The organism is Streptomyces sp. NBC_00203, assembly GCF_045206325.1.
Taxonomy (GTDB): domain Bacteria; phylum Actinomycetota; class Actinomycetes; order Streptomycetales; family Streptomycetaceae; genus Streptomyces; species Streptomyces lutosisoli.
Genome location: NZ_CP108126.1, coordinates 981,031 through 1,003,389, shown reverse-complemented (window position 1 = coordinate 1,003,389; position 22,359 = coordinate 981,031). Strand labels below are relative to the sequence as shown.

21 protein-coding genes are annotated in these 22,359 nt (G+C 70.0%); 8 read left to right on the top strand and 13 right to left on the bottom strand.

Features of this window, described 5'->3' with window-relative positions; all coding sequences use genetic code 11:
* Positions 1 to 4 precede the first annotated feature (4 nt).
* Positions 5 to 967, bottom strand: coding sequence for a fibronectin type III domain-containing protein (locus tag OG975_RS04815; protein WP_406327667.1), 963 nt, complete (start codon positions 965 to 967; stop codon positions 5 to 7).
* 390 nt (positions 968 to 1,357) lie between these two features.
* On the opposite strand from OG975_RS04815, the gene OG975_RS04810 reads away from it, so the two are divergent.
* Positions 1,358 to 2,056, top strand: coding sequence for a glycoside hydrolase family 75 protein (locus tag OG975_RS04810; protein ID WP_406327665.1), 699 nt, complete (start codon positions 1,358 to 1,360; stop codon positions 2,054 to 2,056).
* Between the two features lie 58 nt (positions 2,057 to 2,114).
* Here the strand turns inward: OG975_RS04810 and OG975_RS04805 are convergent, their stop codons facing one another.
* On the bottom strand, positions 2,115 to 2,879 hold the full coding sequence (locus tag OG975_RS04805) for an SDR family NAD(P)-dependent oxidoreductase (RefSeq protein WP_406327663.1): 765 nt from the start codon (positions 2,877 to 2,879) through the stop codon (positions 2,115 to 2,117).
* A 183-nt stretch (positions 2,880 to 3,062) separates the two neighbouring features.
* Between OG975_RS04805 and OG975_RS04800 the strand changes: the two genes are divergently transcribed.
* On the top strand, positions 3,063 to 3,728 hold the full coding sequence (locus tag OG975_RS04800) for a TetR/AcrR family transcriptional regulator (RefSeq protein WP_406327662.1): 666 nt from the start codon (positions 3,063 to 3,065) through the stop codon (positions 3,726 to 3,728).
* A gap of 101 nt (positions 3,729 to 3,829) precedes the next feature.
* Here the strand turns inward: OG975_RS04800 and OG975_RS04795 are convergent, their stop codons facing one another.
* The 4 genes from OG975_RS04795 to OG975_RS04780 form a co-directional block, all read right to left on the bottom strand.
* A complete protein-coding gene (locus OG975_RS04795; protein WP_406327661.1) occupies positions 3,830 to 4,279 on the bottom strand; it encodes a PTS-dependent dihydroxyacetone kinase phosphotransferase subunit DhaM in 450 nt (149 codons plus the stop codon).
* Positions 4,272 to 4,871, bottom strand: a complete 600-nt coding sequence (dhaL, locus tag OG975_RS04790) for a dihydroxyacetone kinase subunit DhaL (protein ID WP_406327660.1) — start codon at positions 4,869 to 4,871, stop codon at positions 4,272 to 4,274. Before dhaL ends, OG975_RS04795 begins: the two co-directional genes overlap by 8 nt.
* Before the next feature lie 133 nt (positions 4,872 to 5,004).
* Positions 5,005 to 5,997, bottom strand: coding sequence for a dihydroxyacetone kinase subunit DhaK (gene dhaK, locus OG975_RS04785; RefSeq protein ID WP_406327658.1), 993 nt, complete (start codon positions 5,995 to 5,997; stop codon positions 5,005 to 5,007).
* 167 nt (positions 5,998 to 6,164) lie between these two features.
* Positions 6,165 to 7,346, bottom strand: a complete 1,182-nt coding sequence (locus OG975_RS04780; protein WP_406327657.1) for an acyl-CoA dehydrogenase family protein — start codon at positions 7,344 to 7,346, stop codon at positions 6,165 to 6,167.
* Positions 7,347 to 7,425: 79 nt separating this feature from the next.
* On the opposite strand from OG975_RS04780, the gene OG975_RS04775 reads away from it, so the two are divergent.
* Positions 7,426 to 8,601 carry a CaiB/BaiF CoA transferase family protein gene (locus tag OG975_RS04775; RefSeq protein WP_406327656.1) on the top strand — a complete coding sequence of 392 codons (1,176 nt, stop codon included), beginning with the start codon at positions 7,426 to 7,428 and terminating at the stop codon, positions 8,599 to 8,601.
* Between the two features lies 1 nt (position 8,602).
* Here OG975_RS04775 and OG975_RS04770 read toward each other — a convergent pair whose 3' ends face one another.
* The 4 genes from OG975_RS04770 to OG975_RS04755 all read right to left on the bottom strand — a co-directional run bounded on the left by OG975_RS04770 (position 8,603) and on the right by OG975_RS04755 (position 12,538).
* A complete protein-coding gene (locus OG975_RS04770) occupies positions 8,603 to 9,175 on the bottom strand; it encodes a TetR/AcrR family transcriptional regulator (RefSeq protein WP_406327654.1) in 573 nt (190 codons plus the stop codon).
* A 43-nt stretch (positions 9,176 to 9,218) separates the two neighbouring features.
* Positions 9,219 to 9,995 carry an SDR family NAD(P)-dependent oxidoreductase gene (locus OG975_RS04765; RefSeq protein WP_406327652.1) on the bottom strand — a complete coding sequence of 259 codons (777 nt, stop codon included), beginning with the start codon at positions 9,993 to 9,995 and terminating at the stop codon, positions 9,219 to 9,221.
* Positions 9,996 to 10,194: 199 nt separating this feature from the next.
* The gene (locus OG975_RS04760) at positions 10,195 to 10,998 is read right to left on the bottom strand and encodes a FadR/GntR family transcriptional regulator (protein WP_406327651.1); all 804 of its coding nucleotides are present in this window, start codon (positions 10,996 to 10,998) and stop codon (positions 10,195 to 10,197) included.
* Between the two features lie 34 nt (positions 10,999 to 11,032).
* Positions 11,033 to 12,538 carry a class I adenylate-forming enzyme family protein gene (locus OG975_RS04755; RefSeq protein ID WP_406327650.1) on the bottom strand — a complete coding sequence of 502 codons (1,506 nt, stop codon included), beginning with the start codon at positions 12,536 to 12,538 and terminating at the stop codon, positions 11,033 to 11,035.
* A gap of 66 nt (positions 12,539 to 12,604) precedes the next feature.
* On the opposite strand from OG975_RS04755, the gene OG975_RS04750 reads away from it, so the two are divergent.
* The 3 genes from OG975_RS04750 to OG975_RS04740 are packed head-to-tail and all read left to right on the top strand — an operon-like array spanning position 12,605 to position 15,969.
* The gene (locus tag OG975_RS04750) at positions 12,605 to 13,759 is read left to right on the top strand and encodes a CaiB/BaiF CoA transferase family protein (protein ID WP_406327649.1); all 1,155 of its coding nucleotides are present in this window, start codon (positions 12,605 to 12,607) and stop codon (positions 13,757 to 13,759) included.
* Between the two features lie 3 nt (positions 13,760 to 13,762).
* Entirely contained in the window at positions 13,763 to 14,701 is a 939-nt protein-coding gene (locus OG975_RS04745; RefSeq protein WP_406327648.1) for an HpcH/HpaI aldolase/citrate lyase family protein, read from the top strand.
* A complete protein-coding gene (locus OG975_RS04740) occupies positions 14,698 to 15,969 on the top strand; it encodes an acetyl-CoA hydrolase/transferase family protein (protein ID WP_406327646.1) in 1,272 nt (423 codons plus the stop codon). The genes OG975_RS04745 and OG975_RS04740 overlap by 4 nt, the downstream gene beginning before the upstream one ends.
* Here OG975_RS04740 and OG975_RS04735 read toward each other — a convergent pair.
* The 3 genes from OG975_RS04735 to OG975_RS04725 form a co-directional block, all read right to left on the bottom strand.
* Entirely contained in the window at positions 15,966 to 17,639 is a 1,674-nt protein-coding gene (locus tag OG975_RS04735; RefSeq protein WP_406327645.1) for a class I adenylate-forming enzyme family protein, read from the bottom strand. The genes OG975_RS04740 and OG975_RS04735 overlap by 4 nt on opposite strands.
* A 127-nt stretch (positions 17,640 to 17,766) precedes the next feature.
* A complete protein-coding gene (locus OG975_RS04730) occupies positions 17,767 to 18,963 on the bottom strand; it encodes a MaoC family dehydratase N-terminal domain-containing protein (protein WP_406327644.1) in 1,197 nt (398 codons plus the stop codon).
* Positions 18,964 to 19,034: 71 nt separating this feature from the next.
* The gene (locus OG975_RS04725) at positions 19,035 to 20,018 is read right to left on the bottom strand and encodes an MDR family oxidoreductase (protein WP_406327643.1); all 984 of its coding nucleotides are present in this window, start codon (positions 20,016 to 20,018) and stop codon (positions 19,035 to 19,037) included.
* A 194-nt stretch (positions 20,019 to 20,212) separates the two neighbouring features.
* Between OG975_RS04725 and OG975_RS04720 the strand changes: the two genes are divergently transcribed.
* Positions 20,213 to 21,361, top strand: a complete 1,149-nt coding sequence (locus tag OG975_RS04720; RefSeq protein ID WP_406327642.1) for an acyl-CoA dehydrogenase family protein — start codon at positions 20,213 to 20,215, stop codon at positions 21,359 to 21,361.
* The gene (locus tag OG975_RS04715) at positions 21,358 to 22,308 is read left to right on the top strand and encodes an acyl-CoA dehydrogenase family protein (RefSeq protein ID WP_406327641.1); all 951 of its coding nucleotides are present in this window, start codon (positions 21,358 to 21,360) and stop codon (positions 22,306 to 22,308) included. Before OG975_RS04720 ends, OG975_RS04715 begins: the two co-directional genes overlap by 4 nt.
* Positions 22,309 to 22,359 lie beyond the last annotated feature (51 nt).

Sequence of the window (22,359 nt, the reverse complement as noted above, 5' to 3'; positions counted from 1 at the left end):
CGCTTCACTTCTTGCCCGTCGTCACCGTGCGCTCCGCGGAGAATCCGCCCCATGTGCCGTCCGGCAGCTTCGCACTGATCCGCACCCGGTGGGAGACCCCGGCGTCCCGGCCCACATAGAAGCTGTATGTCGACTTGCCTTCGGGCGGAGTGCCGCCCCACACCAGCGAGGTCACCGGACGCCCGTCGAGATGGATCTGGTACTCCGTGATCACTCCGTCCACTTCCGGCGCCATCCACGACAGATCGATGTAGTACGCCCCGTCCGCGCGGTGGGTCGTCGCACGGAAGCCGGTCGGCGCCGTCCCCCGGCCGTCGTCCGAACCGGGCGCGGTGGTGAGCGGGACGGCGTCACTCCCGGGCGAGACGTTGTCCGCCGCGTCCCGCGCCTTCACGGTGAAGGAGTAACGGGTGCCGGGCCGCAGCCCGGTGACCACGGCCGCCGTCTGCGCGCCGCCGACGCTGTGGATCTTCGAGGCGCCCTGATAGATGTCGTACGAGGCCACGCCCCTGTCGTCCGTCGACTTCTCCCAGGACAGCTGGACCGCCCGGCTCCCGACCGCCTTGCCGCGCGGCCGGCCGGGGCGGGTGGGAGCCGTGTGATCGGCGGCGACCGCTGCCGGAGTGGTGGCGCGCACCTGTTTGCTGGGCGGTCCGGAGTCCCCGGCGGCGTTCCGGGCCCGGACCATGAAGACGTACGTGGTGGACGGTTTGAGTCTGGTGATGTCCACCATGTGCTCCCCGCCGGGTACTTCCTTGACCTTTGTGGTGCCGCGATAGACCTCGTAGCGGGTGACCTCCGGATCCTCGGAAGCCCGGTTCCACATGACGTGCACGCTGGTGGCGCTGCCCGCCGCGGCGGTGACGCCCATCGGTGCCGAGGGCAGCCGTTCGCCCTGGCCGTCGTCCTGAGCGCCCCACCCACAGGACGCCAGCACGAGCAGCGAGCCGCACATCAACGCACGCATCAGCGCAGGGGGGACGCGTCGCACGGGTCTGCCTTCCCTCGACGGGATTGGTCTGTACCTATAAGACACGGCTGACGCGACCACATCAAGAGGGTGGGCGGCCGTTGGCCGGACTGCCGGGAACGTACGTATGCTGATCCCTGACGCGGCGTGAACTCGCCCTTGTTCCAGGGGAGTTCACGCCCACGGCGCGGACCGCTGTCGTCGCTGTTCCCGCGCCGGCGAGGGCGGTCGAGTGGCCGGAGCCGACTGCGGCTCGGGCCCTCGGCCGCACGGCGCCGCCCGAGGCGGTCGTGCGCCGCCCGGACCCCTTTCAGTGGATGTGCCGTCAGATGCCTGTCAAATATGGGCAAATGACCATCAATGTCCCCCAGGAGAGGGTCTCTCATCGTGCGTGTCCAGTCGCTGACGCTGGCCGCGGCCGGCGCCGCCCTGCTCGCTCCCGCTCCGGCGGCGCTGCCCACCCTCGCCCCGCCGAGCCGGCCCGTGGCGGCGGTGCGTGAGGGAAACGTCCGCGCCGCCGACCTGCTGGCGAAGGTGCGTGGCTGCGCCCCCGTCTCAAAAGGGCGCTACCGCAGCGACGACGGCACCCGTGCCCATATCCCCGTGTGCGGCACGCGGGGCGCCGTGTTCTGGAAGGCCGACATGGACATCGACTGCGACGGCAGGCCGGGCCTTCGCTGCAACAGCCGCATCGACCCGCTCTTCTCCAGCGCCACCGCCTACCAGCAGTCCGACGGCCGTGAGCTGAGCGCCGAGACCCTCCCGTACATCGTCGTCCCGGCCCCGAGCCGCATCTGGAACCACCGGGACCACGGTGTCCGCGGCGGATCGGTGGCCGCCGTGATCTACCGGCACCGCGTCCAGTACGCCGTCGTCGGCGACATCGGCCCGCACGGCATCATCGGCGAGGCCTCGTACGCCACCGCCAAGGCCCTCGGCATCCGTCCCGATCCGCGGGGCGGCGGGACGGATACCGGGGTCACCTACATCGTCTTCAAGAACTCCCGGGTGTCACCCATCGAGAACCACGCGGCCGCCGTGACGGCGGGCGAGCGACTGGCCCGGCGGTTCGTCCGCGGTGGCTGAGCACCCTCGGTCCGATGAACCGAGGGTGCCGGGCCGTCGGGACTGGACGGGCGGGACCTCAGACGGCGGCCCAGCCGTTGTCGACGGGCAGGATCACGCCGTTGATGTTGCTCGCCGCGTCCGAGGCGAGGAACACGATGGCCGCCGCCTGCTCCTCGGCCTCGGCCGGCTGGCCGACGTTGCGCATGTACGAGCCCAGGACCGCGGGACCCTGGGAGCCGGCCTCGATGTCCACGACGATGCCGGTCTTCGTGCCGCCGGGAGCGATGGCGTTGGCGCGAATGCCCTTGTCCCGGTACATCACGGCGAGGGACTTGGTGAGCCCCGCGATGCCGTGCTTCGAGGCGGTGTACGCGGCCCCCGCCGCGCTGCCGCGCAGGCTCGCCTCGGAGGCGGTGTTCACTATGGCGCCCTTGCCGGCCTCCAGCATGTGCGGCAGCACCGCCCGGGTGAGCAGGAACGGAGCGGTGAGATTGACCCGGATGACCCGCTCCCACTCCGCGTCGCTGACCTCCGCCACCGCCGACATGCGGTCCATGATCCCGGCGTTGTTCACCAGTACGTCCACCCCGCCGAACCGCTCGACCGCGGTCGCGGTCACCTGGTCGACGACGGCCTGCTCGCTCAGGTCGCCGGTGACGGCCACCGCGGTGCCGCCGGCCGTCGTGATCTCCTTCACGACCGTCTCGGCGCCCTCGGCGTTGAGGTCGGCCACGACGACGCGAGCGCCCTCCGCCGCGAAGGCGAGCGCGGTGGCGCGCCCGATGCCCGAGCCCGCGCCGGTGACGATGACGCTTCGGCCGTCCAGTCCAGTGGTGGTCATGACGTGCTCCCAGTGGTGCGTACGTGGTGCAACGAAGCTGCTGCGCTGCCACAGTACGACTTAATGTCTGTGAATGACAGAAAGTCTTTGCCCCTCTTTCGAAGTCCCTCGACGCCGCTTTGGAGATCGTTAGACTCACAGCAGGCCCGGGCAGCAGCCGCCGGCGGAACCAAGGAGTCACCAGTGCCGGACGGCGCGATCAGCGAACCCCCCGGCCAGGGTCGTGGCCGTACGGGACGGCCGCCGCTGACCGAGCAGCGCAAGGCGGAGATCCGGCTGGAGATCGCGCGCGCCGCGGTGGAGCTGTTCGTCGCCCACGGCGTGGCCGCGACGACCGGGGAGCAGATCGGGCAGGCTGTCGGCGTCTCCGCGCGAACCGTCTGGCGCTACTTCCCGAGCAAGGAGAGCTGCGTCAGCCCCCTGTTCGCGGCCGGCATCGACGCCATCGCCGCCGCGTTGCGCGCCTGGCGCCCCGACCAGCCGCTGGAGGACGCCCTGGAAGCGGCGACCACGGCCGGCGCCGGCCCGATGGCGAGACCGCATCTGCCCAACGTCCGTGCGCTGTTGAGGCTGACCCGCACCGAGCCGGGCCTGCGTGCGGTCTGGCTCCAGGCCCACGACGAGGCCGAGCCGGTCTTCGCCCGCGCCCTCGCCGACCGAGCGGGGCTGGCCGCAGTCGACCTGCGGTCGGAGATCCAGGCCGCCATGCTCAACGCGGCCCTGCGGACGGCGGTCGAGCACTACGCGTGGCGCGGCGACGAGGAACAGTCCGACCCCGCGACGGCGCGGGCCGAGCTGGTGGCGACCGTTCGCTCGGCCCTCGCCGTCGCGGCCGAGGGACTTGCCTGACGAAGCCCGGGACCACTGACCCCGGCGCTCACACCTTCCGGCGCGGCCAGGGATCACTCGATCCGGCGCTCACACCCTCCGGCGAAGCCGGGTCCCGGTACTCAGACCTTCCGGTACGCGTACGCCTCCGCGGCCGCCGCCTCCACCGCGGCGAGGTCCGCGCCCGCCGACGCCGTGACGACCGCGGCGACCGCGCCCTCGACGAAGGGTGCGTCGACGAGGCGGGTGTTGTCGGGCAGTTCGTCGCCCTCGGCGAGCAGCGCCTTCACCGTGAGCACGGCGCTGCCCAGGTCGGTGAGGACCGCGACGCCGGCGCCGCGGTCCACGGAGGCGGCCGCGGCGGAGATCAGCTCGGCGCTCGTGCCGAGGCCGCCGTCGGCGGTGCCGCCCGCAGGGGCGACGGGAGCGGTCGTGCCACCGCCCGCCAGGCCCGTCGCCAGCTCGGCTACGGAGGCGGCGACGGCGGCACTGTGGGAGACCAGCACGATCCCTACGAGCTTGTCCGTCCCGTCACTCGTCGAGGTGGTCGAGGTGTCTGTGGAGTCACTCACCGGCCGCCTCCACGAGTGCCCCGATCAGCAGCGACGAGGACGTGGCGCCTGGGTCCTGGTGCCCGATGCTGCGCTCGCCCAGATAGCTGGCCCGGCCCTTGCGGGCTTGCAACGGCGTCGTCGCGACGGCACCCTCCTCGGCGGCGGCCTTCGCCGCTACGAAGGAGTCGGCGAGCGCGTCGACGGCGGGCACCAGCGCGTCGATCATGGTCTTGTCGCCGGGCGCGGCTCCGCCCAGCGCCATCACCGCGTCGACGCCCGTGCGCAGCGAGTCCGTGAACTGTTCCTCGGTGACCTCGGGGGCATCTCCGAGCGCCTTGCCGGTCCGGCGCAGCAGGGTGCCGTACAAGGGTCCGGACGCGCCGCCGACCGTCGAGATCAGCTGACGACCGGCGAGCGTGAGAACGCCACCGGGCGTGTCCGGCGCCTCCTTCTCCAGCGCGGCGACCACGGCGGTGAACCCGCGCTGCATATTGGTGCCGTGATCGGCGTCGCCGATAGGCGAGTCCAGTTCGGTGAGCAGCTGCGCGTCGCGGTCCACGGCCGCTGCGGTCACTGTCATCCAACGGCGGAAGAAATCGGCGTCGAGCACGGAATCTCCTTGCGTGGTACGAGCGTTGACTGCGCGGTACGAGCGTCGATCGGTTTCAGGCCCTCGGCAACCGGCTGCCTGTTGACCGGGTTCACACGCGACCTCGTGGCAGCCGACTGCCTGTTGACCGAGTTCACACGCCCCAGCGCAGCCCCGGCGTCTTCACCGGCGCGTCCCACAGTCGCAGCAGCTCCTCGTCCACCTGGCACAGCGTCACCGAGGCGCCCGCCATGTCCAGCGAGGTGACGTAGTTGCCGACCAGCGTGCGCGCCACCGGGACGCCACGCTCGTCCAGCACCCGCTGCACCTCCGCGTTGAAGCCGTACAGCTCCAGGAGTGGGGTCGCACCCATGCCGTTGACCAGGAGCAGTACCGGGTTGCGCGGGTTGAGGTCCTCCAGGATCGCGTGCACCGAGAAGTCGGCGATCTCGCTGGAGGTCATCATCGCGCGCCGCTCCCGGCCCGGCTCGCCGTGGATGCCGACGCCCAGCTCCAGCTCGCCGGGCGGCAGGTCGAAGGTCGGGCTGCCCTTGGCCGGAGTCGTACAGGCGCTGAGCGCGACCCCGAAACTGCGGGAGCTCTCGTTGACCTGCGTGGCCAGCGCCTGGACCCGCTCCAGAGGTGCGCCCTCCTCGGCGGCGGCACCCGCGATCTTCTCCACAAACAGCGTCGCCCCGGTGCCGCGCCGCCCGGCGGTGTAGAGGCTGTCGGTGACGGCGACGTCGTCATTGACGAGGACTTTCGCGATCTGGATGCCCTCGTCCTCGGCGAGCTCGGCCGCCATGTCGAAGTTGAGCACGTCACCCGTGTAGTTCTTCACGATGAACAGCACGCCCGCGCCACTGTTCACGGCGGCGGCCGCGCGCAGCATCTGGTCCGGCACCGGAGACGTGAAAACCTCGCCGGGACAGGCCGCCGACAGCATGCCGGGGCCCACGAAACCGCCGTGCAGCGGCTCGTGCCCCGACCCGCCGCCGGAGACGAGGCCCACCCTTCCGGCCACCGGAGCGTCCCGCCGTACGATCACCCGGTTGTCGACGTCCACCGTCAGCTCGGGATGCGCCGCCGCCATGCCCCGCAGCGCGTCCGCTACCACCGTCTCCGCCACGTTGATGAGCATCTTCATGGGTACCTCCTGGTGGGATGGGCAGCCGGGCGCCGGACTGGCGTGCGGACCGGCGGACCGAGGAGCCTCTCCCCGTAGTATCGGCGCTCAGCAGGCGATGGTCACGTGGTGCGGACCTTCCGCGATGTGCGCGTGCCGTCGATGCCCGAGGTGTACGCCGCTCCGTACTACCTGGTCTCGTCCCGAACCCTGAGGCTGCCCCGGTCGGCCTCCTTCAGCGCGCGGCCGATGATCAGGCGCTGAATCTGGTTGGTGCCTTCGAAGATCTGCATGACCTTGGCCTCCCGCATGTAGCGCTCGACCGGGAAGTCGCGGGTGTAGCCGGAGCCGCCCAGTACCTGGACGGCGTCGGTGGTGACCTTCATGGCGTTGTCGGTGGCGACCAGCTTGGCGATGGACGCCTCGCACTGGAACGGGAGCCCCTGATCCTTGAGCCGGGCGGCGGCGAGCGTGGTGGCGCGGGAGGCCTGCACCGCGGCGGCCATGTCCGCGAGGACGAAGGCCAGCCCCTGGTGCTCGATGATGGGGCGCCCGAAGGTCTCCCGCTCCCGCGAGTAGCGCAGTGCGTGGTCCAGCGCCCCCTGGGCAAGGCCCGTGGCCACTGCCGCGATGCCCAGCCGGCCGCAGTCCAGCCCGGCGAAGGCGATCTTGAGCCCTTCGCCCTCCTCGCCGATCCGGCGGTGCGCGGGGACACGTACGTCCTCCAGACGCACGGTGGCGGTGGCCGACCCGGTCAGACCCATCTTGTGTTCCGGGGGATCGGCCACCACACCAGGAGTGTCGGCCGGGACGAGGAAGCAGGAGATGGCGCGTGAGCCCTCGTCGGCGGTGCGCGCCATGACCGTGTAGAAGTCCGCGTGCCCACCGTGCGTGGTCCATGCCTTGGCGCCGTTGAGCACATAGTGGTCGCCGTCCCTGACGGCCCGCGTGCGCATCGCCGCGGGGTCGGAACCGGCGTGCGCCTCGGACAGGCAGTAGGCGCCGAGCAGATCGCCGCTGAGCATGCCGGGGAGCCACTCGTCCTTCTGCTCCTGGGTGCCGAAGGCGGCGAGGCCGAAGCAGGACAGCGCGTGGACCGAGACACCCACCGCGACGCTGGCCCACACGGCCGCGATCTCTTCGACAACCTGGAGGTAGACCTCGTAGGGCTGGCCACCGCCGCCGTACTCCTCGGGGTAGGGCAGGCTCAGCAGGCCGGCCCGGCCGAGCGTGCGGAAGACCTCGCGGGGGAACCGCTCCTCGGCCTCGGCCTCGGCGACGCGCGGCGCGAGCTCCTTCTCGGCGAGCTCGCGGGTCAGGCCGATCAGGTCGACTGCTTCCGGGGCGGGAAGCGTTCGGGTAGCGGGCATGAGATGTCCTCGGGCGTAGCGCTGGAAGTTTTTGATACTCGAAGCGATACAACAGTATCGTTATTGGTACCGTAATGCCATGCTGTCCATCGACAGATCAGCTGGTCCCCTCGCCGGTTTGCGTGTTCTCGAACTCGCGGGACTCGGGCCGGCGCCCCACGCGGCCATGGTGCTGGCCGATCTCGGTGCCGATGTGGTGCGGGTCGAGAGGCCTTCCGGCCGGGCGCTCCAGCTCGGCCCCGTCGGCGCGACCGACATCGTGCGGCGCGGCCGCCGGTCGGTCTTCGCGGATCTCAAGGAGCCCGAGGGGCGTGCGCTCGTCCTGGCGTTGTCGGCCCGGGCCGATGTGTTCGTGGAGGGCCTGCGGCCGGGCGTCGCCGAGCGGCTCGGAGTCGGCCCCGATGACTGCGGACGCCGGAATCCGGGGCTCGTCTACGCGCGGATCACCGGCTGGGGGCAGGACGGTCCGCTCGCTCAGCAACCCGGACATGATCTGAACTACATCGGTCTCACCGGCGTGCTCCATGCCATGGGCCGGGAAGGCGGTTCGCCACCCCCTCCGCTCAACCTCGTGGGAGATTTCGGCGGAGGGTCCATGCTCTTGGCCGTCGGCGTCCTGGCCGCGCTCTGGGAGCGCTCACGCTCCGGGGCGGGACAGGTCGTCGATGCCGCGATGATCGACGGGACCGCCCTGCTGAGTCAGATGACACTCGCCCTGCGCGGCATGGGTGAGTGGTCGGACGAGCGGAGCTCCAACCTTCTCGACGGGGCTGCCCCCTTCTACGACACCTACGCGTGCGGCGACGGCAAATACGTCGCCGTCGCCGCGCTCGAACCGCACTTCTTCGCGGCCCTGCTCGACGGACTCGGGATCGACCCCGCCCGGCTGCCCGCCCAGGGCGACCGCGGCGGCTGGCCGGCACTGCGCTCGGCCTTCGCGAAGCGGTTCGCCTCCCGTACGCGCGACGAGTGGGCCACGCACTTCGCCGGAACGGACGCGTGCGTGACGCCCGTGCTCACGTTCGCCGAGGCGGGAACGCACCCGCATGTGGTGGCCCGGCGCACCCTGGTCGAGGTCGACGGCATCCTCCAGGCCGCACCGGCCCCGCGATTCTCGCGGACGCCCAGCAGGCAGCCATCGACACCGGACATGCCCGGTGGGGACACCGAGTCGGTGCTACGGGACTGGGGAGTCGACTCCACCGCTGACACGGCTGACACCGCTGATACCGCTGAGGTCATCGAGGGCACCTAGGTCAGGGCGAAACCGCGTGCACAATGAGCGACGCCAGCTCGGCGTAGGCCTCCGCGTCGGACAGCCCGGTGCGCGCGGCGATCTCACCGCGCTGGATCTCCTGCATGGTGGCGGCGACCACCTCGCCCACGAACGCGGCATGGACATCACGGAACGCGCCGGCGGCGACCCCGTCCGCGATCAACTGCCTGAGCCGGCCCGCGGCAAGACGGGTATTGGCCTCGTACACCTCGCGAGCCGGTTCGAAGTCGGCCATGTCGTCGAGGAATTGCCGGGACAGCGGTCTCAGCTGCTGGGCGACCGCGTTCAGGTAGACGACCACGCGGTCCGCGGGCGCGGAGGTGTCCGCCACCTGCTTCTCGATGGTCTGGGTCGCCTCCCGGAAGTAGTGCTTCACTGCCTCCCGGACCAACTCCTGCTTGCTGCCGGCCAGTTGATACAACGTCGTCTTCGAGCAGCGCAGCCGCTCGGTCAGCTCGTCGAGCGTGAACGATGCGAAACCCTCCGCCGCCAGCAGGGCGACCAGCCGCTGGAGCAAGTCGGTCTGGCGTGCTGTGCGACGTGTGGACGGCATGATCTCAGCGTAACCGTTCGCCTTCGCCGGGATCGAGGGGTGGTCAGCGCGCGGTCCAGCCGCCGTCGACGACGACCGTCTGCCCGGTGACATAGCTTCCCGCGTCCCCGGCGAGCCACAGGATGGCGCCGACGATGTCGTCGGCGGTTCCCTCCTTCGGCAGCGGGGTATTGCGGCGCAGGTACTCGGCGGCGCGCTCGCTCTCGTAGAGCGGGCCGGTGATCTCGCTGCGGAAGAAGCCGGGGGCCACCGTGTTCACCCGGATCGAGTGCTTCGCCCACTGCACCGCGAGCTCGGCGGACAGACCGGACAGGCCGGCTTTGCTCGCCGCGTACGACGCCTGCGGGATCCCGGGGATGCCGACCCGGCCGCTGATGGACGAGACGTTGATGATCACGCCCCGACCGGCGGCGCGCATGTGGGGGAAGGCGGCCTGGGCGAGCAGGAACGGGGCCAGCAGGTTGAGGTCCGTGGTCCGGCGGACGGCGTCGAGCGGCTCGGACTCCGCGCGCTCGGTCGTGAACATGCTCCCGGCGGCGTTGACGAGGATCTCCGGCGGCCCCAGGCCCTCGACCACCGTCGGCACGACGGAGCCGACCCGGGCGAGGTCGGAGAGGTCGCAGGCGACGGCGATGCCGTCGATCCGTTCGGCGAGTTCGGCCAGCTTGTCGCGACGCCGGGCCACTACGGCGACCCGGGCGCCGAGCGAGGCCAGGGCCCGGGCCACCGCGGCCCCGAGACCGGACGAGGCACCGGTGACGATCGCCACGCGGCCGTCCAGGCCGAACATCCGCGCAGCGGCGTCACGCTCCGGCGACACGTGGGTCCCCCTTCCACCGCGGGGCGCGTCGCCGTCGGCTCTCGTGCCGACGGCCGCAGGGTGGCTGCGGACCGGCCCGGCAGGCATCGTAGGCCTGCCGGGCTATCCTTACAAGGATTTACACCTTACTGGCCTCGGCCGGAACCTATGGGGCACACCGCCGCGGCAAGAGCCAACCGGCAAGCGGACGGCCCAGGTCTCAGCCGCGGCGGAATCGCGCCCGGCTCTGGGCCGAAGCGGCGTCGATCACCCGGTTCTTGAGGGTGCGGCACACCACGCGCTGAGTCGCCGTCAGATGCTCCTCCGCGATCCGCGCGGCCTCGTCGACGTCGCCCTGCTCGATGCTCGTCACCAGGCGCTCGTGGGCGCGTTGGGCGGCCGTGCGCTCGGTGCGCGAAGGGTAGGCGCCGCGCGACATCTGGGCGTCCGCCCAGGCCTCTTCCTGGACCGACCAGAGCGACGTCAGGCTCTTCACTACGACGCGCAGCGTCGCGTTGGGGTCGAACCCGACGACGGCGTCGTGGAACTCGCGCGAGGCCCGGGTGAACGCCGCACCGTCGTCGATGCAGCCGTCGCTCGCGGCGAGCAGTTCCCTCAGCCGCGGCACCACGACCCGCCCGCGGTCCGACCGCTCCGCGCAGTGCGCCGCGCACAGCGGCTCCAGCGTGGCGAGGGCGGCGCCGAGGTCGGGAACCCGGACCTGCATGGCCTGGAGCGTCAGTCCCAGGGCGTAGCCGGCGGTGCCGATGTCCGGAGCGTGCACGGTGGCGCCGCCGCGATTGCCGCGCCGTACCGTGATGAAGCCCTCGGTCTCCAGGATTCGCAATGCCTCCCGCACCGAGGGGTAGCTGACACCGAACTCGGCCACGAGCTCGTCCTGTTTGGGAAGCGTGGAGCCGTCGCCGATGCCGCCCGCGAGGATCCGGTCGCGCAGTGCGGCGGCCACCTGCTCCGCCATGCGCATCTGCCCGATCTTGGTGTGCTCGGACCCTGTGCGTTCCATGATTGCAAGGTTAGCAGTGATACATCATCGCCTTTCAGGCCGTTCCGGGACGCCGGCGCGGGTCAACCAGCCCGGGCAGCAGGGCCCGTTGCACCTTGCCCATGGCGTTCACCGGCAAGGCGTCGACCTGTGACCAGAACTCCGGAACCTTGTACGCCGCCAACGCGCGGCGGCAGAGTGCGGCGAGCGCTTCGAGGTCGAGCGGGGGACCGGCGCTCTCGACCACGGCGGCCACTCGCTGACCGAGACGGTCGTCGGGCACCGCGCACACGGCGACCCCGGCGACATCGGGGTGCGCCGCGATGACCCGTTCCACTTCGAGCGGGTAGACGTTCGCCCCGCCGCGGACGATGACGAGCTTCTTGCGGTCCAGCACCGTCAGCCACCCGTCGCCGTCGACCGTCCCGATGTCACCGGTGGGGACCGGACCGGGTTCCGCCGGGCGGATGCCGCCGCGCTCCCAGAATCCGAGCATCGGCCTCCATCTGTCCGCCCACGGACCGGCGGCGGCCCCGCTCAGCCGCAGCTCGCCGAGTTCGCCCGCGGGGAGGCGGCGGCCCTCGTCGTCGTACGCCGCGACGTCGTAGTGCGGCAGCACCTGTCCGCTCGTGCCCGGACGCCACTCGCCGTCCGGATCGATCGACACGACGGTCGGCGCCTCGGTGAGGCCGTAGGTGACCCGGGGAACCAGGCCGTGGGCCTCGGCGAATGCCCGGCGCAGCGCGTCCGGGGTGTCGCCGCCTCCGCTCCATACTTCCGTGAGTGATCCGAGGTCCAGGTCCGGGCGCCGGGCGAGGTCGTAGAGCTGTGCGGGCGCGCCGTTCCACACCGTGACGCGCCGGGAGGAGATCCACTCGGCGACCCCTTCCACGTCGCGCCGGTTCATCACGACGGAGCAGCCGCCGGCCTGTGCGGTGAGCAGGGTGGACAGCACCATGAGGTTGAGGATCGTCAGCGGGAAGCTGTCGCCCTTGCGCAGCTCGGGTCCCCAGCCCCGGGTGGCGACCAGGACCGCGCCCGGCAGCAGCAGGTTGCGCTGGCTGTGCACGACGGCCTTGGGGTGTCCCGAGGTCCCGCTGGTGAACGCGATTCCGGCCGGCGCGTCGATGTCCGGTTCGACGTGAGGGGCCGCCTCGTCGCGATCGACCAGCTCGGCCCATCGGCCGGGACCGACCCGGTCCGGCGAGTTCAGCAGACAGCGCGGTCCGGCCAGTACGACTGTCGGGCCGCAGAGGTTGTGCAGCTCCTCCTGCTCGCCCGCTGTGAGCGCTTCACCGATTCCCGCCCAGACGGCTCCGATCCGCTGTGCGCCGTGAAAGGCCGCGACGATGTCCAGGTCGTTGGGCAGGCAGGCCGCCACGCGGTCGCCGGGGCGCACCCCGAGCCGCCACAGCGCTCCGGCCGCCCGTCGGGCGCGGTCGTCGAGCTCGGCGTACGACCAGACGCCGGAGACGGCCTCGACCGCCGTGGCGTGCGGGCGCGACGCGAGTGCGGCATCGAGTACCTGGGCGATGGTGCCGGGGACACGGTGACTACTCATGGCATCTTATTATCACTATCCTTATAAAGATTCACCCTATAGTCTCGATGAACGCGGGAGGCAGCGATGCCAGGTGAACGTGCGCACACGGGCCCACTCGCCGGGTTACGCGTTGTCGATCTCACCGCGATGGTCATGGGCCCCTACTGCACCCAGATCATGGCGGACATGGGTGCAGATGTGATCAAGATCGAGCCCCCCGCCGGCGACAACACTCGTTACATCTCGGTCGGCCCGGAACCGGGCATGGGAGGCGTCTTCGTCAATGTGAACCGCGGCAAGCGCAGTGTGGTGCTGGATCTGCGATCGGCCGAAGGGAAAAGCCCGCTGCGTGAACTCATCAGGCATGGTGACGTGTTCATTCACTCGATGCGGTCCAAGGCGATCGCCAAGCTCGGACTGAGTTACGAAGAAGTGGCCGCCATCAATCCATCGATCATCTACACCAACTGCTACGGATACGGCCGCCGCGGCCCGGACGCGAATCTCACCGCTTACGACGACACCATTCAGGCGGAATGCGGCCTGCCGTTCGTGCAGCGGCAGTTGACCGGGGAAGCCGGTTACGTCGGCACCATCATGGCGGACAAGATAGCCGGAATGACCGCCTTGTACGCCACCATGATGGCGCTGTTCCACCGCGAGCGGACCGGTGAAGGCCAGGAGGTCGAGGTCGCCATGTTCGAAACCATGGCCGCTTTCATGCTGGTCGAACACGCCAACGGGGCGATGTTCACTCCACCCTTGGGACCCGCGGTGTACCCCCGCGCGGTCACACCCCACCGGAAGCCCTACCGCACGAAAGACGGCCATATCTCGGCGCTGGTGTACAACGACAAGCAGTGGGCCGCGTTCATCACCGCCGTGAAACCGGCGTGGGCCGGAGAGCACTTCGCCACCCTCGAACAGCGAGCGCGCCGCATCGACACCGTTTATGCCCTGCTGGGAGAGACATTCCTGGAGCGTACGACCGAGGACTGGCTCGGCCTGCTCCGGTCTCTCGACATTCCCGCCGCTCCGGTCCGCACACTCGACGAACTGCTCGACAACCCACATCTGAAGGAAGTGGGATTCTTCGAGACGGTGGACACCCCCAACGGTCCCGTGCGTTTCCCCGGCACGCCGACCTGGTTCTCGCAGACCCCCGGTCGTATCGCGGGACCCGCCCCCAGGCTCGGCGCCCACACACATGAGGTGATGGGCGAGCTCGGCATGGAGTGATGCTTGAGCCGGATCGGAAAGACGTTGAATCGAGGAACGGGAGAACCCGTGGTCGGCACCGGAGAAACCTTCATCGCACGCTCCTGGCTGTTCGCGCCGGGCGACAGTGAAAGAAAGATGGGGAAAGCGGCTGACGGCTCGGCAGACATTGTGGTCCTCGATCTGGAGGACGCGGTCGCCGAAGACGGAAAGCGCAAGGCCCGGACGATGATCTCGGACTTTCTGGCGGCTCGGCCGAGAGAAGACAGAACTCGGTTGTGGGTGCGCGTCAACCCTCTGGACGGCCCCCATACGCTCGCCGATCTGGCAGCCGTGATCCCCGCACAGCCCGGGGGCATCATGCTTCCCAAGGCGCGCGGCCGTGCGGATGCGGAGACCCTGGACCACTACCTCTCGGCGTTGGAAGTCGCCGCCGATCTGGAACAGGGTTCGACAAAGGTCATCGTTCTTGTCGCCGAGACGGCCGAAGCCATGTTCACCACCGGCACCTACAAAGGTGCGCCGAGGGTGGTTGCCATGACCTGGGGCGCGGAGGATCTCGCCGATGCCGTCGGCGCCACGGAGAATCGCAACCCTGACGGAAGCTATGGCTTCACCTACGAGCTGGCCAGAAGTCTTTGCCTGCTCGGTGCGGCCGCCGCCGGTGTAGCGCCGGTGGAAACCATCCAGGGCGACTTCCGCGATCTGCAAGGACTGCGCGAGCGAGCCGAGAAGGTACGCCGTGACGGCTATCGAGGCATGCTGGCCATTCATCCGGACCAAGTCGATGTCATCAACGCGGCCTTCACCCCCACAGCGGAGGAACTGGCCGAGGCCCAGGAAATCGTCGATCTGTTCGCGGCCCATCCCGGAGTCGGCGCCATCGGGCACAAGGGCGCCATGCTCGACCGCCCTCACCTGGCCCGCGCCCAGACGCTGTTGGCGTCAAGGAACGGCGTATGAAGGTCATTCGCGAGGCCGGCGGCCTGGACCTCAGCCAGTTCCTGCACCCCGGTGACCGCATCGTCATGGGCCAGGCCTGTGGCGAACCGACCACGCTGATCGAGGCATTGATCGACCAGGGCCCCGGGATCGGCGGGCTCTCGGCCTTCATCGCGACCAGCTTCTCCGGCCTGTTCACCCCGGCCGCAACGCACGGATTCTCCCTGTCCAGCATGGGGGCGATCGGCGCGCTGCGCTCACTGACCAAGGAACACAAGCTCGGCGTGATCCCCTGTCATGTCAGCCAGATCGGCCCGATGATCGAAGCCGGGACCCTCGGGTGCGACGTCGCCTTCATCCAGGTCAGCACGGCCGATGCGAACGGAAACCACAGCCTCGGCCTCGTCAGCGACTACGTACAGGCCGCTGTGGCGAAGGCGCGCGTCGTCGTGGCGGAAGTGAACGACCAAGTGCCTTTTACGCACGGTGAGTTGTTGCCCGCGGATCGGATCGACTGTGCCGTGCATGTCTCACGTACGCCGGTGGAGGTGCCGCGAGCGAGAATCGGTGAGACGGACGCGGCCATCGCGGCCCACGCCGCCTCCTACATCGAGGACGGCTCGGTCATCCAGACCGGGGTCGGCGCCGTCCCGGACGCCGTCCTTCGGCTCCTGCGTGACCGTAAGGACCTTGGCGTGCACTCCGGCATGCTGGGTGACGGCCTGGTCGACCTGGTCGAAGCGGGCGTCGTCACCAACGCGCGCAAACGCATCGACAGCGGGGTTTCCGTCAACGGTGCCCTGATCGGCACCAGGCGTCTCTACGCATTCGCCCACCGCAACCCGCGGATCCGCATGTGCACCACGGCCTACACCCACGACGCGGCGGTACTCGCGCAGCTGGACAATCTGGTCACCATCAACTCCGCGATGGAGGTCGACCTGACCGGCCAGGTGAACGCCGAACAGAGCGGCTCGGCCTACCTCGGCGGTACCGGAGGCCAGGTGGACTTCGTTCGTGCCGGCGCCCGCTCGCCGGGCGGTCACGCCATCACCGCCCTGCCCGCCACCGCCAAGAGGGGCACGATCAGCAGGATTGCCGCCCACCTGTCCGGGCCGGTCACGACGGCACGCAGTGATGTGGACGTGATCGTCACCGAATTCGGATCGGCCGAACTCAGAGGTCAGTCCCTCGCCGAACGCGCCCGACGTCTGATCGCCATCGCGCATCCTGACTTCCAGGAGGAGCTGGCACGGGAGGCCCACATCATTCAACGGAGAGGTTTCTAGGGATTCGGCTGTCCCCGCAACCTCTTGGCGGCCAGCTGGCGAAGATCGCCGGACTTGATCTTCGCGCTGCCCGTGAGCGTGATGTCCTCCTCGTGGAAGAACAGCACATGGCGTGGCACCTTGTAGCTCGCCAGTCGCTCGCGCAGGAACGCGCGGATCTCCTCGGGTTCGAGTCTCGCCCCGTCATGGGGTACGACGCAGGCGGTGACGACTTCGCCGAGCGTCTCGTGCGGTACGCCCACGGTGCGTGCCACCTTGATGCCGGGATAGCCGGAGAGGGCCTCGTCCACCTCCAGCGGTGAGACGTTCGCGCCGCCCGTCTTGATGATGTCGGTGAGCCTGCCCTCCCAGAAGAGCCGGCCGGCGTCGTCGAGCCGACCGCCGTCACCGGTGTGGAAGAAGCCCTCCGCGTCCAGCGTCTCGTCGAGCGGTGTCCCGAGGTAACCCAGCATGAGAGTGGGGCCCTTGACGCATATCTCGCCGTGCTCGCCGCGCGGAACGACGACATCCGAGAGCGGATCGACGATCTTGAGCGTGACACCCGGCAGTGCCTCTCCACTGCTGTTCGCGGTCACGTCGGGCGGGGTGTCGGCCGGGAAGCACGTCGTGATCGTGAAGGTCTCCGTGTTGCCGTAGGCGTGGCCCGGCTCGCGCCACTGGGTCGACACCGTGGGGTGGCGTGCGATCGGCGTTCTGAAGTCCGCGAACCGTACGCTGCTCAGATCCACCTGGTTCCAGTTCGGGGCGCCTTCGAGCTGCGCCCACTGGTGCGGCCAGGCGAGGGGGAAGTTCACCCGTTCCGCCTGCATCAGGTCGAGCGCCTCCGCGGCGATGAAGGTCGATTGCAGTACGAGGGTCCCGCCGCCGGCGAGCGTCGTACCGAGGCCCATGGCGAAATTGCCGGACCAGAAGAAGCCGTTGGCCGTCCAGCACCGGATGTCGTCCTCCGGGGCGAAACCGTACATGCGCAGGAAGCGCCACAACTGGACGGTGACGCCGCGATGCGCGCTCAGGATTCCCTTCGGCCTGCTCGTGGAACCGGACGAGAAGAAGAGCACGGCGGCATCGCTCGGCCGCACCGACGCGGCCGTCGCCTCGACCAGCTCGCTCGGCTCGCCCTGGCCGCGCGCCAGGAAGGCGTCCCAGGTGTCGATCGCTTCGCCCGGCAGGGCCTCCCCGACCAGGGCGAGACGGCGCAGGAACGGGAACCTCGCCGAGCGCAGCGTGCCGGGTGCGGCCTTGCCGATCTCCGGCTCCAGCTCGGTGAGAACGGCGGCGATGTCCTTCGTCAGCACCTTCCGCTCGAACAACAGCACCGAAACACAGGAGAGTTGCAGCAAGTCCTCGAGTTCGGGCGGTGTCGAGAACGTGCTGAGCGTGACCGCCACACCGCCGGCGAGCGAGGTGCCGAACACCGCGGTGATCCACTCGGCGCGGTTCGTCATCAGGATGCCCACGCGGCTGTCCTTGCCCACGCCGCATGCCCGCAGGGCCCGTGCCACCTCAACGGCACGCTCCCAGAGTTCGGTGTACGTCCACCGTGTGGCGCCCTCCGCCGTGCGCGTCACGAGGGCCTCGCGCTCGCCGTACCGCGCCGTCACCTCACGCAGGAAGCCGGGCAACGTGAGCGGCCCGAGCCCTGGTTCGGCGCTCAGTGGCGGGCCTGACACGGTCGAAAGGGTTCGTACGGATTCGGCGTTCGTCTCGGCGCCCATCGCTCACCGCCCCATCGCTGTCGCTTCTCGGTCGTGCTGGAACGCCCCTCCTTGCCGAGCCGCCGCCAGAGCCTGTCCGGCCCTAGTGCGGCAGTTCGACCTCCGCCGTGCAGTCCACCAGCGAGCCGCCGTTCTGGTCCGTGAGCCGCAGCTTCACCTGGACGAGGGGCACACCCCAGGTCGATTCCGTTTCCTTGCCGATGACTTCGGCGTCGAAATACGTGACGTCCCCTTCGAAGGCCGGGCCGCGGAAGTTCGCCTTGGAGTGGCGCACCATGCCGTCGTGGCCGGCCCAGTACGAGAGATAGTCGGTGCACCAGGCACCCAGCGTGGCGCCGTAGCCGTAGGCGCGGCCCATGCCGATCTCGCTCGCCTTGTCGCTGTCGATGTGGCCGCGCGAGGGACCGACATAGAGCCCGTCGCGCTTGCGCGGGTCGATCTTGGCGTCTTCCTCGTCGAAGCCGAAACCGTCCACCCACCCGGGATCCTGGTTGATCCAGGGGTCCTTGACGCCGGGCGGTGCGACCCAGTGGAAGGTGCCCCAGATGTTGAACAGGAAGGCGCGGTACTCGGTGGTGAAACTGGCGATGCTGTGCGGGCCGATCACGCGCCGCGGCAGCCTGTCGCCGACGCTCACGTCCTCGAAGTGGGGTGAGAGACCCAGCCGGTTCGACATGAGCCACTCGCGGCGCAGTTTCTCCACCTCGTTCAGCTCGGTGTCCGTCCAGCGCTTCACGGTCGCGCCCCGGTCCTGATACATGCCGCGCTTCTCCGCTTCGGCGGCGAGATAGCGGATCGCGGTGGAACGCTCGCGCGCCACCAGCGTGCCGTGCTGGTTGGTGTGGGTGGTGTCTCCGCGCGAGAACATCGTGGGTCCCGCGAACTTCGTCTCCGCCACCTTGTAGTCGTGGAAGCGCCGCTCCTGGAACAGCTTGTCCCCGGCCCGGACGGGGCAGCCGTAGAACCACCATTCCTCGCCGCCGAAGATCAGATGACTGCCGGGAATGTAGCCCACGCACGCGGGCTGCGCCCCATGTCCGTAGTCCAGGGCCACCGCCATGGACTGCGGCGCGACGAGGCCGCCGAACCTGGAATCACGGGCGAACTCCTGGTCCCAGTGCAGCGGGTTGGGATAGTCCATCGCCATCACCCAGCGGCGGATGTCGGAGGTGGTGCACGGATCCCACAACTGGCCTCCGCCGACCGGCCTGCCCACGCGGTGCTCGACGTCGGAGAGGTCGATCTCGGCGATCTCCGCGGCGGTGTGCTTCTCGCTCACTCCTGCTCCCGATTCTCCCGGTTGTCGGTGGACGTCGGCTTCCGCTGGTCCTGGGGCGGCGTCGGCTCCGGTCATTGATGGACGTCGACGACGATGCGGCCGCGCACCTTGCCTTCCATGAGGCGGTCCGCCGCGGCGATCGCGTCCTCCAGGCCGATCTCGTGGGCGATCGACTCCAGCGTGCCCGCGCTCAGATCGCGTGACAGTCGGTCCCAGGCGGTCCGCCGTGACGTGCGCGGTGCCCTCACGCTGTCGATGCCGAGCAGGGACACGCCGCGCAGAATGAACGGGGCGACCGACGCCGGGAAGTCCATGCCCTGGGCGAGGCCGCACGCGGCGACCGCGCCCCCATAGCGCGTCTGCGCGCAGGCGTTCGCCAGGGTGTGGCTGCCGACGGAGTCGACGACACCCGCCCAGCGCTCCTTCTGCAACGGCCTGCCGGCGTCGGCGAGTTGGGCGCGGTCCAACACCGTCGCGGCGCCCAGTTGATGGAGGTACTCGGCCTCCGAGGTCTTGCCGGTCGCGGCGGCCACGGTGAACCCGGCCTTCGCCAGGAGGGCGATCGCTGTCCCGCCGACGCCGCCCGTCGCCCCCGTCACGAGGACCTCGCCCTGCTCCGGACGCACGCCATGGTCCAGCAGCGCGCCCACGCACAGGGCCGCCGTGTACCCCGCCGTGCCGATCGCCATCGCCTGCCGGGCGGTGAAGGCGGCGGGCAGCGGGACGAGCCAGTCCCCGCTCACGCGTGCGCGCTGTGCCAGACCGCCCCAATGGGTTTCGCCCACGCCCCAGCCGTTGAGTACGACGCGGTCGCCCTTCTGCCAATCCGCGTGCGTGCTCGCGGTGACGACACCGGCGAGATCGGCACCGGGCACCATCGGGAATGCGCGTACCACGGGCGACCTGCCCGTAATGGCGAGGCCGTCCTTGTAATTCAGCGTGGAATATTCGACGTCGATGCTGACATCGCCGGCGGGGAGATCGGCCTCATCCAGCCGCGTGAGCGAAACCGTCTGACCCGTCATGCCCTTTTCGATCAGGAGTGCCGAAAACATCGCAGAACTGGTCCTTACCTTGGCGCGCTCGGGTACTGACGTATGCGCTCATCTCATGAATGAGAATGCCATTCTCCAAATGCGAGCATGATGCTTGCACGGTGGCGTGGTGGCGTCAACCTCCAGGGGTGACTCTCGCTCGGTTCGTTCGCAAGGCTAGCAATCATTGTAAGGATTGAAATACTGTGGGAGCCATGGACTTCCGGATGGGGGACAGCGCCAGGGCGCTCCGCGCACAGCTGCGCGCCATGGTCCGCGAGCACGTTCCGGCCGACTTCCTGGGCGCGTTCACCGAGGACCCGGCCGATCTGGAGGTCGCCCAGCGGTTCTGCCGACTACTGGCCGACCGCGGACTGCTGTGCCTGGCCTGGCCGGCGGAGTTCGGTGGCAGGGACGCCTCCCTGTGGGAGCAGACGGTCGTCCGCGAGGAGATGTGGGCGCACCACGAGCCCCGCGGGGCGCAGTACATGGGCGTCAACTGGGTGGGGCCGACCGTCATGCGGCACGGCACACCGGAGCAGCGGCGCCGGCATCTGCCGCCGATCGCCCGCGGCGAGGTGATCTGGTGCCAGGGCTTCAGCGAACCGGACGCCGGGTCCGACCTGGCTTCGCTGCGTACGGCGGCCCGCCCGGACGGGGAGGGCTGGCGCATCTCGGGCCAGAAGATCTGGACCTCGTACGCCACGATGGCGCAGTGGTGCTTCCTGCTCGCCCGCACCTCGCGCGGGGCCGAGAAACAGCACGGACTCACGATCTTCCTGGTCCCCATGGAGCGGGCGGGCATCGAGGTCAGGCCCATCCGGTCGATGATGGGCCCGCACCATCTCAACGAGGTCTTCCTGGACGAGGTCCGGGTCGGTCCGGCCGATGTCCTGGGCACTGTCGACGACGGCTGGAAGGTGGTCCGGGAGGTCCTGGCGTTCGAGCGGGTGGGCATCGCCAGATACGCCCGCTGCGAGCGCCTGCTCAAGACCGCCCCGTCGGCACTCGGGGACCAGTGGGACACCCTGCCGACGGAGCTGCGCGGCCGCTGGGCCACGGCGCTGGTGCACTGCCGACGGGCCCGGCTGCTGGCCTACCGCGTGCTGTCCCTGCAGAGCCGGGGCACCGTGAGCCCCGCAGACACCGCCGCCTACCGGATCGCGGTCACCCGGCTCGACCAGGACAGCGCCGAGGTGCTCACGGAGATCGTCGGACACGGCCGGCTCGCCGACGAGGACGGACGCCGGTTCCAGCGTGCGGTGCAGGACCACTGGCGGTACGCGCAGGCGTCCACCGTGGCGTCGGGAAGCATCGAGATGCAGCGCATCCTGCTGGCCCGGACCCTGCTGGCGGCGTCGTGAACATCGAACTGAGCCGGGAGGCGACCGAGTACGGCCGGCACGTGCTGGGGGCCCTGGAAGCGGCCGGGGGCGACAGGCTCGTACAACTGGCCGAAGAGGAGCCCGGCCGCCGCGAGAAGCTCGTGGCGCCGGTCCTCGCCGAGCTCGGTGCCTGGGAGCTGGACCCGCGTGGCAGCGCCGACGAGCTGGAGGCGGCGGCCGCTCTTTGTCGCGCCGCGGGCTATCGGGGGGTGGCCTACCCCGTCGCCGAACGCCTCTCCAGGCCCGTCGACCTCGACGCCGACGGGCTGCTGGTCGTCTCCGACACCGCCCCGGCCGGCGCGGTGGCCGACCTCGACCTGCGCTGGGTGGCCGTGACATTGAGCGGTGAGCGCAGCCGTGCCGTCGCGGTGCCGCACAGCTCGCCGCCCCGCCACACGGCCTTCGTCGCCGACCTCGACCTGACGCGGATCGACGGCGACGCAGTGGCTGACGCCGCGCTGGGGCTGGTCCTGCCGTGCTGGACGCTGCTCGGCATGCTCGACCGGGCGATCGACCTCACCCGCGCGCACGTGCTCGTCCGCACACAGTTCGGCCGGCCCCTCTCGGCGTTCCAGGGGGTCCAGTTCCAGCTCACCGACGCCGAGGTCGAACGCGCCGGCCTCGACATGCTCGCCAGGTACGCGCTGTGGAGCCTGACGGCCGACCCCGCCGACGCGCTCACCGACGCGCTCGCGCTGCGGCTGGCGGCCCTGGAGGCCGCACAGACCGTGTTCCGCGTCGCGCATCAACTGCAGGGCGCCACCGGGTTCTGCGACGAGGCGTTCCTGTCCTGGCTGTCGCGGTACAGCCAGCCGCTGCGCCGACTGCCCCTCGGCCTGTCCGCCACCCGGGACCAGCTGGCCCGGCGGGTGGACCGGCGGGGGCTCATCGGGCTGTTCCGCGGCGCCGAGGACACGGACGGCTGACATGGCCTTCGTCGCGATCCGCGATGCCCCGTCGACGTGGGAGAGCGGACC

Bases quoted from the DNA above. Each gene is read 5' to 3' on its own strand.
- OG975_RS04815 (WP_406327667.1), bottom strand. From the start codon at position 967: ATGCGTGCGTTGATGTGCGGCTCGCTGCTCGTGCTGGCGTCCTGTGGG.
- OG975_RS04775 (WP_406327656.1), top strand. From the start codon at position 7,426: ATGCTGTCCATCGACAGATCAGCTGGTCCCCTCGCCGGTTTGCGTGTT.
- OG975_RS04780 (WP_406327657.1), bottom strand. From the start codon at position 7,346: ATGCCCGCTACCCGAACGCTTCCCGCCCCGGAAGCAGTCGACCTGATC.
- dhaK (WP_406327658.1), bottom strand. From the start codon at position 5,997: ATGAAGATGCTCATCAACGTGGCGGAGACGGTGGTAGCGGACGCGCTG.
- OG975_RS04720 (WP_406327642.1), top strand. From the start codon at position 20,213: ATGGACTTCCGGATGGGGGACAGCGCCAGGGCGCTCCGCGCACAGCTG.
- OG975_RS04805 (WP_406327663.1), bottom strand. From the start codon at position 2,879: ATGACCACCACTGGACTGGACGGCCGAAGCGTCATCGTCACCGGCGCG.
- OG975_RS04755 (WP_406327650.1), bottom strand. From the start codon at position 12,538: ATGAGTAGTCACCGTGTCCCCGGCACCATCGCCCAGGTACTCGATGCC.
- OG975_RS04740 (WP_406327646.1), top strand. From the start codon at position 14,698: ATGAAGGTCATTCGCGAGGCCGGCGGCCTGGACCTCAGCCAGTTCCTG.
- OG975_RS04750 (WP_406327649.1), top strand. From the start codon at position 12,605: ATGCCAGGTGAACGTGCGCACACGGGCCCACTCGCCGGGTTACGCGTT.
- OG975_RS04725 (WP_406327643.1), bottom strand. From the start codon at position 20,018: ATGTTTTCGGCACTCCTGATCGAAAAGGGCATGACGGGTCAGACGGTT.
- OG975_RS04770 (WP_406327654.1), bottom strand. From the start codon at position 9,175: ATGCCGTCCACACGTCGCACAGCACGCCAGACCGACTTGCTCCAGCGG.
- OG975_RS04760 (WP_406327651.1), bottom strand. From the start codon at position 10,998: ATGGAACGCACAGGGTCCGAGCACACCAAGATCGGGCAGATGCGCATG.